This is a genomic window from Stieleria neptunia (assembly GCF_007754155.1).
In the GTDB taxonomy this organism is placed as follows: Bacteria; Planctomycetota; Planctomycetia; order Pirellulales; family Pirellulaceae; genus Stieleria; species Stieleria neptunia.
In genome coordinates this window covers 3,410,782-3,424,735 of the sequence record NZ_CP037423.1, presented here as the reverse complement: position 1 = coordinate 3,424,735, position 13,954 = coordinate 3,410,782, and the positions used below count along the sequence as shown (strand labels likewise).

Sequence of the window (13,954 nt, the reverse complement as noted above, 5' to 3'; positions counted from 1 at the left end):
ACACATCATCCAATACGTCAACTCAATGGCTATCTGTCCGCCGGGAAGATCCATTAGAATAGTTGCTTTCTGGTGCCCACGAGCGAGATCGGTTCGGGAAACTCCAACGCCGACACCCCAGTAACATCGTCCATGAATCGAACCGACGACGCCTCACCTTCGCACGACCAGCCCGGGCCGACCGAAAACTCCGATCCGTCGGAAACCGGAACCGCCCCGTTTGTTGCCAAGCTTGTCGAACCGACAACGACCGATGGGGCGGCCGAGCGGACGATGGCGGGCGCGGCATCGGTGGCGGGTGCCGCATCGGAAGCACCGGTCCGCGTCGGATCGCCGTTCCGTGTCGACCCGCCGGAGCTGACAACGCCGTCCGAACCGGTCAAGACGCCGACGCTCTCGGGCGAGGCAGCCTATGGAGAGTACGGGCCGTTCCTCTACACCGCCATGGGCGCCTCGTCGGCCGCAGTCATCGTGCTCCTGTTTGCCGCCCTGGGCGCCTGGTGGTTTCCCGCCGGAGGTGCCTTGGTCGCCGTGCTCGGAACGGTCTTGTCGATCATCGGCCTGTTCTCGCGACGCCGCTTTCGTTACGCCGCCATCGGCACGTTGCCCCTGCACATGGTCCTGTTCTTCTTGAGCTACGCGCGGTCGTTGGTCTGAAGTGGGGCAAGCATTCTGCTTGCCTCGCAAGCTGGAAGCTTACGCCACACGCAAGCTGGAAGCTTACGCCACTGGCTACGCCAACAGCTCGCGCACCACGTGGGCTTCTTCCACACCGGTCAGGCGAAAATCCAGGCCTTGAAACTTGAAACTCAGCCGCATGTGATCGATGCCCAACAGGTGCAGCATCGTGGCGTGAAAGTCTCGCACGTGGACTTTGTTCTCCACCGCGTTGTACCCGAATTCATCGGTCGCTCCATAGCTCGTGCCGCCGCGGACACCGCCGCCGGCCAGCCACATCGAAAACCCTTTGATGTGGTGATCGCGTCCGCTGCCTTGGGCCATCGGAGTGCGGCCGAATTCACCACCCCAGACGATCAGCGTTTCGTCCAACATGCCGCGTTGCTTCAGATCCCAGACCAGGGCCGCGGTGCCTCGATCCACCAGTCCCGCCGTCTTGGCCACCCCCGCCTTGACGCCCCCGTGGTGGTCCCAGCCGCGATGGTACAGTTGGATAAATCGCACGCCGCGTTCGGCCAACCGGCGGGCGAGCAAACAATTGCTGGCGAACGAACCGTCGCCCGGCGTGCAACCGTATTGGTCGATCACTTGCTGCGTCTCGCCGGACATGTCGGTCAACTCGGGCACCGAAGCCTGCATCCGGAACGCCATTTCATAACCCGCCAACCGCGTAGCGATTTCGGGATCGTTGAGCTCGTCGTTTCGAATCTGGTTGATCCGCGAAACCGCATCGACGATGTCCCGCTGTTGATCACGGCTGACCCCCGCCGGATTGCCGACATAGTGGACCGGGTTTCCGCTGGCGTGCATCTGGACACCTTGGTAACGACTGGGCAAAAAACCCGAGTGCCACTGCCGCGAACTGATCGGTTGACTCTGCCCCCCGCCTTCACTGGTCAGCACGATGAACCCCGGCAGATTCTCCGTTTCGCTTCCCAGCCCGTACAGCACCCACGAACCCATCGAGGGTCGCCCACTGATCGCCGTTCCGGTATTAAAAAACGTGTGCGCGGGGTCGTGGTTGATCTGTTCGGTGTGCATCGATTTGATGACACACATCTCATCGGCCAAGCCGCCGATGTGCTTGAACACGTCGGATATCATCAATCCGCTTTCGCCGCGGGCGATGAACTTGTGCTGCGGCCCCATCACCTTCAGCTCTTTGCCCTGCAACTGCGCGATCGGCTGTCCCGCCGTGATCGAATCCGGCATCGGTTTGCCGTCCATCTCCGCCAAGACCGGTTTGTAGTCGAACGTTTCCAAATGGCTGGGGCCGCCGGCCATGCACAGATGGATCACACGTTTGACGCGCGGGGCATGATGCGGGCGGGCCAGGATGCCTTCAAAGGCGCTCGCGCCGGACGACGCCGCAGCGGATGCCGATACCGCGCCCGCCAAGTCTGATTTCAACAGGGACGCCAACGCGACCGAACCGATTCCGGTGCGGCGCAGAAACGTCCGACGTGCGAGTCGCCGGTGCAGAGAATTGGATTCAGGATTCATCGCGGTCTCAGTAGCGCGTAATGGTTTCGTGTAGGTTCAGGATCACACGGGCCACACTGGTCCAGGCGGCCAATTCGGCCACATCCAGATCGCTGGGGACCGGTGCTTCGCCGTGGGCGATCAATTTCCCCGCGTCGTCGACGTTGGCCCGGTAGTGATCCAGGTGATCGCGGAACACGGCCGCCAGGGGTTCGACAATCTCCGCCGGCGCGGCACGCGAGACGGCGTTCCGGTAAGCCCATTGCAGTCGCTGGTCGACGTCTTGGCCGCCTTCACGCATGATCCGCTCGGCAAACACCCGTGCCGCTTCGACAAAGGTCGGATCGTTGAGCAACACCAGCGCCTGCAGCGGTGTGTTCGACCGCGCCCGCTGCGCCGTGCATTCTTCGCGGCTGGGCGCGTCAAAGGCTTTGAGCATCGGGTGCAGGAACGTCCGCTGCCAGTGCGTGTACAGCCCGCGACGGTACTGGTTGGATCCCTCGTCGGCCACGTAGTTGCGGCGTGGGAAATTGAGTTGTGCATAATAGCCCGCCGGTTGGTACGGACGAACGCTCGGCCCGCCGATGGATTCGACCAACAGACCGCTGATCGCGAGCGCCCCGTCACGGACCACTTCGGCATCCACCGTAAAGCGTCCCTGCCGGGCGAACAGATCGTTGTACGGATCGCGTTGCGACAGTTCCGCAGTCGGCGTGGACGAACGCCGGTACGCCTGGCTGTTCGCGATCGATCGCATCACGTGTTTGACGTCCCAGCCCGACTGGATGAAATCGATCGCCAGGGCGTCCAACAGATCCGGATACGACGGATACGTCCCCTGCCCGCCAAAGTCATCCACGCTGGCACAGATCCCCCGTCCAAACAACAGGCTCCACAACCGGTTGACCATCGTTCGTGCGGTCAGCGGGTTGTCGTCACGGCACAACCAGTTCGCCAAATCAAGCCGCGTCGGTCGCGCATCGCCGCTGTCCAACGTCCCCAAAAATGCCGGGATCGCCGGAGTGACCACGTCACCGGAATCGTCCATCCAGTTGCCGCGGGGCAAGATTCGGATCGTTCGCGGGGAGACGCTCCGCGAGACGACGGTTTCGGGCGCCGTTTCGTATTTCGCCTTGCGGCGCGTTTCCAATTGCCGAATCTGGTTTTGCAGCGAAATCATCTCCTCGGATTCCGCCACGTAGTGATCGGTGATCGCTTGACGCTGTTGATCCGACCGCTGGCCTGGGTCGAGACGCAAGGCTTCGGCGACTTCGGCGGGAATTCCGCCGGCGGTGATCACGCCGCAATCGTCCCAGTGAACCAGACCGCCGAATTGGGTGAACGCCATCCCGTTGACCTTGGCCCCTTCACCCAACCCGACTTCCTCTGCGGTCGCTTCCAGTCGCACCCACTGGCCCGTCGCGGGAAGATCCCCGCCGCGCCGATAGCCGGCGTAGCTCTCTTGCTGTCGACCATAGCTGATGTCATCGCTGCCCCAGACCTTGCGGTGCGTCCAGTCGCCGTCGTTCAGTTGCAGCATGATCGCCGCCGGGGGATTTTGGGGATCCAGATGGACCCAACAGTAAAACCGAGCGTCTTTGGTGACGACAAAGGGCTGCTTGGCGTTGTCGAACAGGTGTTGGGTCAGCCCCTTGCTCTGCTGTTTTCGAGACGTGTCGCCGCGATGAACCGGTGCTTTGTCGCGGGCAACAAACTGCCAATCCCCGCTCTGGTTGGCGCTCAGTGCAAGCGCGTCGTCGATCCAGATCGTTTCGGTTTCTTGCCGGTCATCGATCCGGTCGATCACGTCGGCTTCCCACTGGTCCTGGGCGGCGATCAGCGATTGACGCAGCGGATTGATTTCCGCGCGGAGCACCTCGATTTGGCGATCCATGTCCGCCAGTTCCGCCTGCAGCCTGTCACCGGGGACGCGGATCATCGGCGGTCGGCTGCGCGCCCCATAGACGCCGCGCTCGTCCAAATCGGCAAAGAACGCTCCCAGCGAGTAGAAATCGCGCGTCGTGTAGGGGTCGTACTTGTGATCGTGGCACTGGGCACAACCCATCGTCGCGCCCATGAAGACTTGGGAAACGTTTCGAACACGATCGGCAAAGTAGATCGCCAAATACTCTTTCGCCTGCGATCCGCCTTCTTCGGTCGTCTGGTTCAGCCGGTTGTAGCCCGACGCCACTTGTTGATCGAGTGTCGCATCGGGAAGCAGGTCACCGGCAAGCTGTTCGCGGACGAAACGGTCATACGGCAAGTTGTCGTTAAAGGCGTTGATCACGTAATCGCGATAGGGCGATTGAGACACGTTCTGGTCGCCGTGGTAGCCGACGGTATCGGCGTATCGCACCAGGTCCAACCAATAGATCGCCATCCGCTCGCCGAAGCGTGGTGAATTCAACAGCCGGTCGACCAGATCCGCGTAGGCATCGGTTGACTGATCATTGACGAACGCCTGAACCTCTTCGGCCGTCGGCGGCATGCCCGTCAAATCGAACGACAGCCGACGAATCAATGTGACCCGGTCGGCCGGCTCGGTCGGCTGGATGCCGTCATCGGCCAGCCGCGTCGCAATCACTTGGTCGATCAATTGGGTCGCATGGCCGGGCGTGACCTGTGACACCGATTCGATCGCGTGCATCGGTTCGTAGGCCCAGTGGGCTTCATAGGGTGCCCCCTCGGCGATCCAGCGGACCAGCACGTCACGCTCCGCATCGGTCAGACTCTTGTGCGACGACGGCGGGGGCATCACTTCGTCGTCATCGGCCGAAAAAATCCGCCGAACCACTTCGCTCTCATCCGGCGCCCCCGGAACGATCGCTCCGCCCGACGCATCGGTGGCTTCTTCGGGCAGGTCGAGTCGCAATCCCCCCTCAACCGTTTGCGCATCCGGACCGTGACAGGCAAAACACTTGTCACTCAGGATCGAGCGGACATCGCGATTGAACCGAATCGGGCCGTCCGCGGCATGGGAAACCGAGGCGGCCATGAAAGCATGGACCGCGAGAACGCTGGCGGCAAGAACGCTGATTGCCGCGATCTGATAACGATGCATGGGGCGAGTTCGGCCAAACAGCCGAAGGTGATGGGAGGCGAGGCGAGATCGATCGGAAGGTTACAATACTGGGGACGCTGCGACACATCCGCTTGGCGGGAACCCCCATTTTATGCCCGACGAAGTGACATCACAGGCAACAACCGGCATCTTTCGCCGAATCTTTCGAACAATCGGGATATGCCTGGCGATTGCCGCCAGTTTGCTCTGTTTTCCGCACTGGCTACCCTGGATGATCGCCTGCTGGATCCTTTGGCATGTGATTGCAATCTACCGGGGTTCACCCGGTGCCTGGCCCCTGTTCGCCTGCACGCTGATTCTTGCCGTTCGTCTCGTCCCGCGAACCCCCGCGATGGTCTTGTTGGCACTCACGATGGTGATGCTCGGCATTTGGCGACTCCGGATGCGGTCCCAGCCGACGCCTGCGGGCGGATGGTTCCAGACCACTACCGTCGCGTTGCTGGTGTTGATGTGGGGATGGATGTGGGTGGAATACCGACGCAGTGCGACCTGTGATCATGACGTCCGCTTCCATCCCGATCGCCCCATCGTCTGCATCGGTGACAGTTTGACTCAGGGGATGATTCCCGATCGCGGCTATCCCGGCCAGCTCGAACAACGGCTCCGCGTCCCGGTGATCAATTTAGGAGTGTCCGGGATCGCGACGGGCCCGGCCATCGGAATCTTAGAGCGATCGATGGTGCACCACCCACAAGCCGTCATCATCGAACTCGGCGGTCACGATTTCCTGAAGTGGCACAGTCGAGCGAGCACGAAGGCCAATCTGACGAAGATGATCCAGCTATGTCGTGCCAATGATTGTGAACCCGTCCTGATGGAGATCCCGCGCGGCTTTATGATTGATCCCTACGCCAGTCTGGAACGCGAATTGGCCTATGAATTCGATTTGCAGTTGATCGACGATCGCTGGTTGCGGCAGGTCGTGTTGATGAGTCCGGCGGCACCGCCGGGGATGTGGTTGAAGGACGCTCAACTCAGCGATGACGGGATTCATAGCAATCCCCGAGGCAGCGGGGCGATCGCCGAGTTTGTCACCGACGCACTCGTCGATCTCTACGGTGATCAAGTGCTCAAGTAGCGTCGCAAACCGCTGGTGTGCAGGCTTCAGAGTCCGTCCAGCTTAAGGCGATCGCTTTTCTGATGTACGATGGCCCTTCCGGGCCGTCGCCCGTGGGGCTCTGCGCGACGACCTAGAAAGGACGTCGCACACCCCTCCGCCGACCACCTCTCACCCATTCGGTCAGATCATTCAGATTTGGCGCGTTTCGCGCTAGCCCTAAGCTGGACGGTCCCTTTTCTGATGTACGATGGCCCTTCCGGGCCGTCGCCCGTGGGGCTCTGCACGACGACCTAGAAAGGACGTCGTATACCCCTCCGCCGACCACCTCTCACCCATTCGGCAGATCATTCAGATTTGTCGCGTTTCGCGCTAGCCCTAAGCTGGACGATCGCTTTTCTGATGTACGATGGCCCTTCCGGGCCGTCGCCCGTGGGGCTCTGCGCGACGACCTAGAAAGGACGTCGTACACCCCTCCGCCGACCACCTCTCAGCCATTCGGTCAGACCCTTCCGATTTGTCGCGTTTCGCGCTCGCCCTAAGCTGGACGATCTCTTTAGCCGCCGCACCCAGCTGCTCCGCAGCGTGTACTGCCATGGAACCACGTTGCGTGCCGATCCTTATCCCCGATTCCCCAAAAGTCGTTAGACTGAAGTCTCTTGATCCCCCGGAGGCCCGTCATGCGATTGCTTCTCTCTCTCTTGCTGGTCACTGCCATCTGGTCGGTGCCTCCGTGCTCGGCTCAGGACTACCAACTCGTCGAGCCTTCGGGCGTGATCACGGGCGACGTCACCATGCGTCCCGGACAGATGGTGGTCGACGATGCCAACGGACGGCAGTACCTGTTTCAACGCGATCGATCCTTCGATTCCTTTGACGGTCGCTACGCCGGCTATTGGTTGCCGCCGGTCAACCGTGTGGTCAGGTTTCCCCGATCGGGCAGAGGGCGGTTGCAAGTTTCCGACTTGGACGACGCGTTTCCCCGCTACGTGTTCTCGCGGCGAAGCGTGCGGCCGGTCGGACGTCACGCGGGACATCATCAGCGCCATGGGCCTGCGTTCATTCCACCGTATTACGTGTACCCCTACGGCTATCCGACGTTCGGCTACGGATGGCAGAGTTTCGGCACCACGCTCAGCGTTGGCCCCTGGGGTGGTGGCCCCTGGGGTGGTTTCGCGCCTTGGGCCGGTGTCGGCCCCCGGGGATGGGGTGGGGCCGTCGGGCCGGGTCGTTTCCACCGCCCGCCGCTGCAATCAATCGTCATCGATTCGAACCTCGTTCCGCGCCAACCGCTCCCGCCGGTGACGGCCAAGCTGCTCAACACGGCGAAGCGCGAAGTCCGGGTGACGGTGACTGACCGCGTCGCACCGGATCAATCCAAACGGATACCGATCGCACCGGGGACCAGTCAGCCGGTGGTCATACATCGCGACGCCGGCGCGGACCTCGTCCGGCACGTGCTGACCTATGCCCCCGACGGATCGCAGATCACCCGCGAAGTCTCCACGCCGATCGCCCCGGTGCCTCGCTACGAGTTGACCGTGCATGAATGGAGGCTTCAATCGGTGGCGATCGATCGCACCGGCAAAAGCCCCAACGTGATCGAAGACTCGAATTTTCAAGGCCGGGGCTTGGGCCGATTCGAAATCCCACCCGGCGATCAATTCACCGGAGGGACCTTGGACGTCGTCCGAATCGCTTTACAAGCCGGCAATCAGGGCACCGTCGCGCCGTTGTTGGACGATCAAGACGACGCGCCGCTGCGACCGGTCTCGTCACTCGAGCAAATGCTGCTGGAACAACGCAAAGCGAGTGGGCAGAAGTGAGTGGGAGTTTGGTCAAAATATGGGTTGGTCAAAAAATGTGGGCTTAGAATCTGAAACGGCGCTCGATTGAGCAGTGCTTCATTTTTTGACCAGCAGATTTCTTGACCTCATCCGCTCCGCTGCCTCCTGATCGGGGCGGATCGACCGCAAGGCTCCACATCGCGTATCATCCATGCGTTCGTCTTGTTCTGCGTGGAAAACTGATGCCAGACCGATTGCCAATTGAAGATTGTCTTGAAGCGGTGATGGCGGCCGTCGAAGCGGAGCGGCCCGTGATCTTGCGCGCCCCACCGGGAGCCGGAAAAACAACGGGCGTTCCCCCGGCGCTCATCGACAGCAAGTGTTTACCCGCAGGTCGGGTGATCTTGTTGCAGCCGCGGCGGATCGCCGCCCGCGCCGCGGCACATCGCTTGAGTCGACTCGCGGGTGAACCGGTCGGTGCGACCTACGGCTATCATGTCCGATTCGACCGCAAGGTGTCGTCACACACCAAAGTCGTCGCGATGACGACCGGGATCCTGCTGCGACGTCTGACCAGCGACCCGCTGTTGGAAGACGTCGGCTGTGTCATCCTGGATGAATTTCACGAGCGTTCCCTGGAACTTGATTTGGCCCTGGGCATGCTCCATCGCGTTCGCACCACGCTGCGGCCGGAATTGCGACTGGTCGTGATGAGCGCGACCCTGGACACCCAACCGGTCGAACGGTTGATGCCCGATGCGGTGGTGGTGGAAAGCCAAGGCCGGGCGTTTGACGTGGAGATCCGCTACGACGAGTCGCTCTCACGCCGCTCCAGCACTCGGGACGGGATCGCCCAATCGGTTGCCGATCGGGTTCCCGATGCGCTGCGAAGTAGCGACGGTGACGTGTTGGTGTTTCTGCCGGGCGTCGGCGAGATTCATCGAACGGCGGATTTGATTCAAGGCATCGCGCGGAAGCAATCGCTGCAGGTTTGCAAACTCTACGGCGATCTGTCACCGGCCGACCAGGATGCCGTGCTGGCGCCGTCGGATCAACGCAAGATGGTGCTGGCGACCAACGTCGCGGAAACGTCGATCACGATTCCGGGCATCACCTGCGTCGTCGACACCGGACTGGCTCGCGTGATGCGATACGACACGTCGGTCGGGATCCCCAGTTTGCGTTTGCAGCCGATTTCCAAAGCCTCCGCCGACCAGCGTGCCGGCCGCGCCGGCCGAACCGCCCCCGGCGTGTGCTTTCGCTTGTGGCCGCCGGCGCTGCATCGCAGCCGTCCCGACCACACGGCGGCGGAAATCTCGCAAGCCGATCTCTCATCGGCACTGCTGATGCTGGCGTCATGGGGCGAGCGCCAGGTGTTCGATTTTCCCTGGGTCACAGCGCCGACCGAACATGCCGTCCAAGCGGCCATCCGCCTGCTCGTACAATTGGGGGCGATCGATGCGTCGCTCGCGGTCACGGCGTTGGGCGATGAAATGAACCGTTTGCCGGTGCATCCGCGACTGTCACGTCTGCTGCTGGCGGCGAAACAGTTCGGCTGTGTGGAACAGGCTGCGGTGGCCGCGGCCCTGTTGTCCGAGCGTGACCCGTTTGAGCGATCGGCGGGATCCGATGCGCATCACGAAGGAATCCAAAGCGATCTGATCCAGCGCGTGATGCGGATCCAACGTCACGCCGACGGGACACCCGACCCCGGCATTCATCCCGCCGGGGCGAAACAGATTCGACGGGTCGCGCAAACGCTGGGCAAGACGCTTCGCGAGTCATCGCACCACACCGGCGTGGACGATTCGATCCCGACCGAACAGGCGATCACTCGGTCGCTGTTGGCGGCGTTTCCCGATCGGCTGGCCAAGCGGCGTGCACCGGGATCGGCGTCCGGAGTGATGGTCGGCGGGCGCGGCGTCAAACTCGACCGCGCGTCTTCGGTTCGCAGTGCCGAACTGTTCGTCTGCGTCAGCGTCGATGGCAAGGGCGAAGAATCGTTGGTCCGACTGGCATCGGCGACGGAGGAAGCGTGGTTGCCGGACGAACTGATGGAATCCAAACGAGAATGTTTCTTCCACCCCAGTTTAAAAGCGGTGGTGGCGCGGGACCGCAGGTACTTTTTGGATCTGCTGATCAGCGAATCGACCGCACAGTGCAACAGCGATGATCAGACGACCGAGTTGCTTTGTCGTCATGCGAAGCCCCAGCTCGATTCCATTCTGCCGGGCAAAGACAAATCGCTGCAGAGCTTCCTGGCGCGGTGGCGGTTTTTGACCCAGCAATCCGCTGATTCTCCGTTGCCGATGACGGTCGATCAAGCGCTCGAATCGGTGCTGCAGGACCTTTGTCACAATCGAACCTCGTTCAACGAACTGTCACGCGCCCCCTGGCTGGATCACCTCAAGGGACTGCTCAGCTACGAGCAATCGCAGTGGTTCGATCAGCAAGCCCCGGAATCGATGCGGGTTCCCAGCGGCAATCGAATCCGGCTGGACTATCCGCCGGGCAAACCGCCGACGCTGGCGGTTCGGATTCAAGAGCTCTATGGCTGGGAAAAGACGCCGCGGATCGCCGACGGGTCGGTCCCGTTGCAGTTGCATCTGCTCGGCCCCAATCGCCGTCCCCAGCAGATCACCGACGATTTAGAAAGCTTTTGGAAGACGACGTACATCGAAGTCCGCAAAGAACTCAAACGCCGCTACGCCAAACACCATTGGCCCGATGATCCCGCCACGGCCGTGGCCACAGCCAACGGTTTAAAACCAAGAAGATGATGAGCGTTGACAGAGATTCAATTTTGGGCCATTGAAATGAACCCCTACGAGCCACCCGACGACGATCCGCCACGCCCCAAGCGGACGCTTAGGTTTTTGGGGCGGATATTGGCAGCAAAATAAGTGGGATAGGCTTCCAGCCTGTCGACGCTGGAATGACAGGCTGGAAGCCTATCCCACTCGCTAGATCCGCCACGCCCCAAGCGGACGTTTACGTTTTGGGGGGCGTATTCGCAGCAGTCGTCTTCGTCTTGCTGTAGGATTTGGCAACCCATTTAGACTCTCTCCCTCTGGGAGAGACGGCGTTTGCGCAGCAAGCAAACGCCAGAGAGGGCCGGCGCTACGAAAGTCTAGGCGACGTCCGCTACGATCGAATCCGTCACTGATACGATGGACGTCCCGAGGCGACTGACGCAAATGGCGTGTTTCTCCGGCCATCCCTGGTCAAACCCAACGTCCGGCGGTTAAACTTTCCGCCACACTGCCGCCCGGGTGGTGGAATTGGCAGACACAGGGGATTTAAAATCCCCCGGCCGTATTAGGCTATACCGGTTCGAGTCCGGTCCCGGGTACTTTTCTCTCGTTTCGCCGCTCGCTGTGATCCATCATGGTGCGTCGTTCAGCGGCCAATGTCTCACGCGAAGTCGTCAAGACAAGATCACAGCCAGCGTTCGTCCCCTCGCCGGCCACGTTCCGTGCACTCGCATTTTCTTGTCACCCATTTTCTTGTCGCCCCCGCTGCCGACACACCAAGAGGCGCCCGCCCCGGTCCCCTGGCAAGAAACGTCACGCGCAGCGCGACGTCTAGCCAGAAATGCTGACGTGGAACTGACGCAACTTCTTGTAGGACACGTGCTGTTCTTTCTGCAGACGACCTACGACGAGCGATCCGGCAATCCCAACCTTCTTGGCAAACTCCTCAACCGATGACACGGAGAACTGACCTGTGTCCACGAAGGCACTCCACTCCTCTGCGGGAATCAAACAGTCAGCGGCGAACTGATTCGCTTCGACTTCGTGCTTCGCTTGGTCGGCCGAGAAGTCGTCGAGGAATGTCTCGGTGCGCGGATGCAGCAGAATGTGGGCCAATTCGTGAAAGAAATTGAACCACAGAATATCGTGCCTCTTCCACCGATAGCTCAGTTGAATGACCGGTGAGTCGCCACACCAGTAAGCCGCCCCGCCGACATAGGTTCGAGCGAGGTGGGGAACAAAGACGACGCCGATCCCCAACCCCGAAGCGACATCCTGCAGATCGCGTTCCATGTTCTCCACGCCGCGGCGAGTCAACTCCCTGAACACTCCAAGTTCCCGGATCGTTCGCTGATTGGAAAAAGAGCCCTTCTCGATCTTCCGTGCCTCGATCACCCCTTTCCTCAGCCATGCCGCAAGCGCTTTCTGACACGCTTCCTTTCCGTCCGACTTTCGGAACGAGGGGGCGAGTTCGACGGCATGGTTTAATGCATCGAGCTTGGCCGTGCCGAAGAAACGCAACAGTTCCTGGTACTTTTCCAACCAGGTTGTCTTTTTCTCAATCCAGCCAAGCCTCGCCATTTCGGCACACGGAAACTCCTTCGCGATCTCGCAAACTTGCTTCTGTTTTTCAAGTTGCGCCTGCGCGCTCCGCGCGAGTTGATAGTATTGCTCTCGCCTGAGCCAAAATGACGCCGGCAACCCCAAGACGTTTTCCAGTTCCAGTGCGGTGTCGGCCGTGATTGCCTTTTTACCCTGAATGATTTGATTGACTTTGTTGGCCGGTCGTCCCATGCGTCGAGCGAGTTCAACCTGTGACATTTCGACGTCGTCGAGCATATCGCGGATGGTTTCGCCGGGGGGACTGACGCGGTCAGGGCGATAGGGGGCGGGCGTGATACTAGCCATAGTTGTGGTAGTTCCCAACAAAGACGATTTCGATCTCCGTGACGGTGGAAAGGTCGATGTTTCCTGTCTGATCGGACGTGAAGTCCCCTGCGGGTCGAAAGCAAATGCGATCGAGACGATGGATCTTGATCGCAAATTCGCCTGCCCGGTCCTCCGAAAGCGGATGAAGGTCCAACGGGGGAGCGCGGAACGGGATTTCGGCCAGGCTGCTGAACGCAGCAAGGTCCTCCAATCGACGCAAGATCCGAGCGGCAGCATCCTGCGACAGCGCCTTCCTGGCGGCCTTTTCTGACGTGCAAATCTTCTGCAGCTCCCTACTCGAATACCCTATCAGCATCTCATGTCGCCCGCAATGGCCATTGACCCTTGGGGTCAATCCTTCGATGCCCATCGTACGGGGCAACGCAAGGGAAATCAAGTTTGCCCTCTCAACTCGGAATCAATCCATGCGGCAAGCGTCGCGGTGATGGCCCGAAACCCTCGCAACCACTGGGGCAACACGTCACCAGGCGAGTGGCGGTCCGACAACTTGAATCAAACAACGCCGCCCCCGCGGATGTTGCATCCACCAGCGAAACTTCCAGCCGTCACCTCGCCCATCGCCACTCGTCGTTTTGGGTGGGTGGCACCAAAACGTGGTTTCTTGGGTGGGTGGCACGAAAACGTGGTTTCAGAAATCGTTCGTTCCGATGGTCGACATTCCCGTGACGTTGCTCGTCAGCGAATTCGCCGCGAGATAACGCAGCAGCTCATCAGTGCTGATGAAGTCGCCGATCTTTGCGTCAAACGCTTCGTCGGTCGCCTCGTCGATCAACTTTGCAAACTCAATGATCCGCGTCTGTTGTTCGTCGTTGGCAGGCTTGTTGCTGCGGAAGACTCGTGTGTACGCGTCCCAGCGATCGCCGGTGTATCGAATCGTGTTGAGCCCGTTCGTTTGACTCAGCAGCGACGATTGCGGTATCCCGTTCCGACTGAGAAAGGTTGCGTCGACGGCTTCGAGAATCGTGTAGAGCCCGACGAATTCCGGTTTCTGCTTTCCGACCTTCAGACTCAATTCAGCGTGTGCGGTTCGAGTGACGGCCACATCGAGCGACGCAAACACGTGCGAAGTGATTCGTTCCCGCAGCATCGTCTGATCGAATTGCATCGTATGCAACCAACCGAGGATGACGATACGTTTGATGGGCTCTCGAAAACGAATCACTGC

Annotated in this window: 9 protein-coding genes and 1 tRNA gene; 5 read left to right on the top strand and 5 right to left on the bottom strand. The window is 60.7% G+C overall.

Annotation, left to right across the window (positions count from 1 at the left end; genetic code table 11):
* The first annotated feature begins 132 nt into the window (after window positions 1-132).
* A complete protein-coding gene (locus Enr13x_RS11910; protein WP_145386269.1) occupies window positions 133-657 on the top strand; it encodes a hypothetical protein in 525 nt (174 codons plus the stop codon).
* Between the two features lie 75 nt (window positions 658-732).
* On the opposite strand, the gene Enr13x_RS11905 is transcribed toward Enr13x_RS11910, so the two are convergent.
* Both Enr13x_RS11905 and Enr13x_RS11900 read right to left on the bottom strand, forming a co-directional pair.
* Complete coding sequence (locus Enr13x_RS11905; RefSeq protein WP_145386267.1) at window positions 733-2,181, bottom strand: DUF1501 domain-containing protein; 1,449 nt, start codon at window positions 2,179-2,181, stop codon at window positions 733-735.
* Window positions 2,182-2,188: 7 nt separating this feature from the next.
* Complete coding sequence (locus Enr13x_RS11900; protein ID WP_145386265.1) at window positions 2,189-5,221, bottom strand: PSD1 and planctomycete cytochrome C domain-containing protein; 3,033 nt, start codon at window positions 5,219-5,221, stop codon at window positions 2,189-2,191.
* A gap of 232 nt (window positions 5,222-5,453) precedes the next feature.
* On the opposite strand from Enr13x_RS11900, the gene Enr13x_RS11895 reads away from it, so the two are divergent.
* The 4 genes from Enr13x_RS11895 (at window position 5,454) to Enr13x_RS11880 (ending at window position 11,438) form a co-directional block, all read left to right on the top strand.
* Window positions 5,454-6,320, top strand: a complete 867-nt coding sequence (locus Enr13x_RS11895; RefSeq protein ID WP_231744229.1) for a GDSL-type esterase/lipase family protein — start codon at window positions 5,454-5,456, stop codon at window positions 6,318-6,320.
* 659 nt (window positions 6,321-6,979) lie between these two features.
* On the top strand, window positions 6,980-8,125 hold the full coding sequence (locus Enr13x_RS11890) for a hypothetical protein (protein WP_145386261.1): 1,146 nt from the start codon (window positions 6,980-6,982) through the stop codon (window positions 8,123-8,125).
* 203 nt (window positions 8,126-8,328) lie between these two features.
* Window positions 8,329-10,866 (top strand): ATP-dependent helicase HrpB, encoded by a 2,538-nt coding sequence (gene hrpB, locus Enr13x_RS11885; RefSeq protein ID WP_145386259.1) that lies wholly within the window; start codon window positions 8,329-8,331, stop codon window positions 10,864-10,866.
* 486 nt (window positions 10,867-11,352) lie between these two features.
* Window positions 11,353-11,438 (top strand) — tRNA-Leu (locus Enr13x_RS11880).
* Window positions 11,439-11,670: 232 nt separating this feature from the next.
* Here Enr13x_RS11880 and Enr13x_RS11875 read toward each other — a convergent pair.
* From Enr13x_RS11875 to Enr13x_RS11870, 3 genes are all read right to left on the bottom strand, one after another.
* Entirely contained in the window at window positions 11,671-12,747 is a 1,077-nt protein-coding gene (locus tag Enr13x_RS11875; RefSeq protein WP_197455972.1) for a HigA family addiction module antitoxin, read from the bottom strand.
* Window positions 12,740-13,084 (bottom strand): hypothetical protein, encoded by a 345-nt coding sequence (locus Enr13x_RS37910; RefSeq protein ID WP_197455971.1) that lies wholly within the window; start codon window positions 13,082-13,084, stop codon window positions 12,740-12,742. The genes Enr13x_RS11875 and Enr13x_RS37910 overlap by 8 nt, the downstream gene beginning before the upstream one ends.
* Before the next feature lie 333 nt (window positions 13,085-13,417).
* Window positions 13,418-13,951: a CotH kinase family protein gene (locus Enr13x_RS11870; protein WP_197455970.1), complete on the bottom strand. Its 534-nt coding sequence runs from the start codon at window positions 13,949-13,951 to the stop codon at window positions 13,418-13,420.
* Between the last annotated feature and the right edge of the window lie 3 nt (window positions 13,952-13,954).

Coding starts and splice junctions, on each gene's coding strand:
- Enr13x_RS11910 (WP_145386269.1), top strand. CDS start 133: ATGAATCGAACCGACGACGCCTCACCTTCGCACGACCAGCCCGGGCCG.
- Enr13x_RS11905 (WP_145386267.1), bottom strand. CDS start 2,181: ATGAATCCTGAATCCAATTCTCTGCACCGGCGACTCGCACGTCGGACG.
- Enr13x_RS11900 (WP_145386265.1), bottom strand. CDS start 5,221: ATGCATCGTTATCAGATCGCGGCAATCAGCGTTCTTGCCGCCAGCGTT.
- Enr13x_RS11895 (WP_231744229.1), top strand. CDS start 5,454: ATGATCGCCTGCTGGATCCTTTGGCATGTGATTGCAATCTACCGGGGT.
- Enr13x_RS11890 (WP_145386261.1), top strand. CDS start 6,980: ATGCGATTGCTTCTCTCTCTCTTGCTGGTCACTGCCATCTGGTCGGTG.
- hrpB (WP_145386259.1), top strand. CDS start 8,329: ATGCCAGACCGATTGCCAATTGAAGATTGTCTTGAAGCGGTGATGGCG.
- Enr13x_RS11875 (WP_197455972.1), bottom strand. CDS start 12,747: ATGGCTAGTATCACGCCCGCCCCCTATCGCCCTGACCGCGTCAGTCCC.
- Enr13x_RS37910 (WP_197455971.1), bottom strand. CDS start 13,084: ATGCTGATAGGGTATTCGAGTAGGGAGCTGCAGAAGATTTGCACGTCA.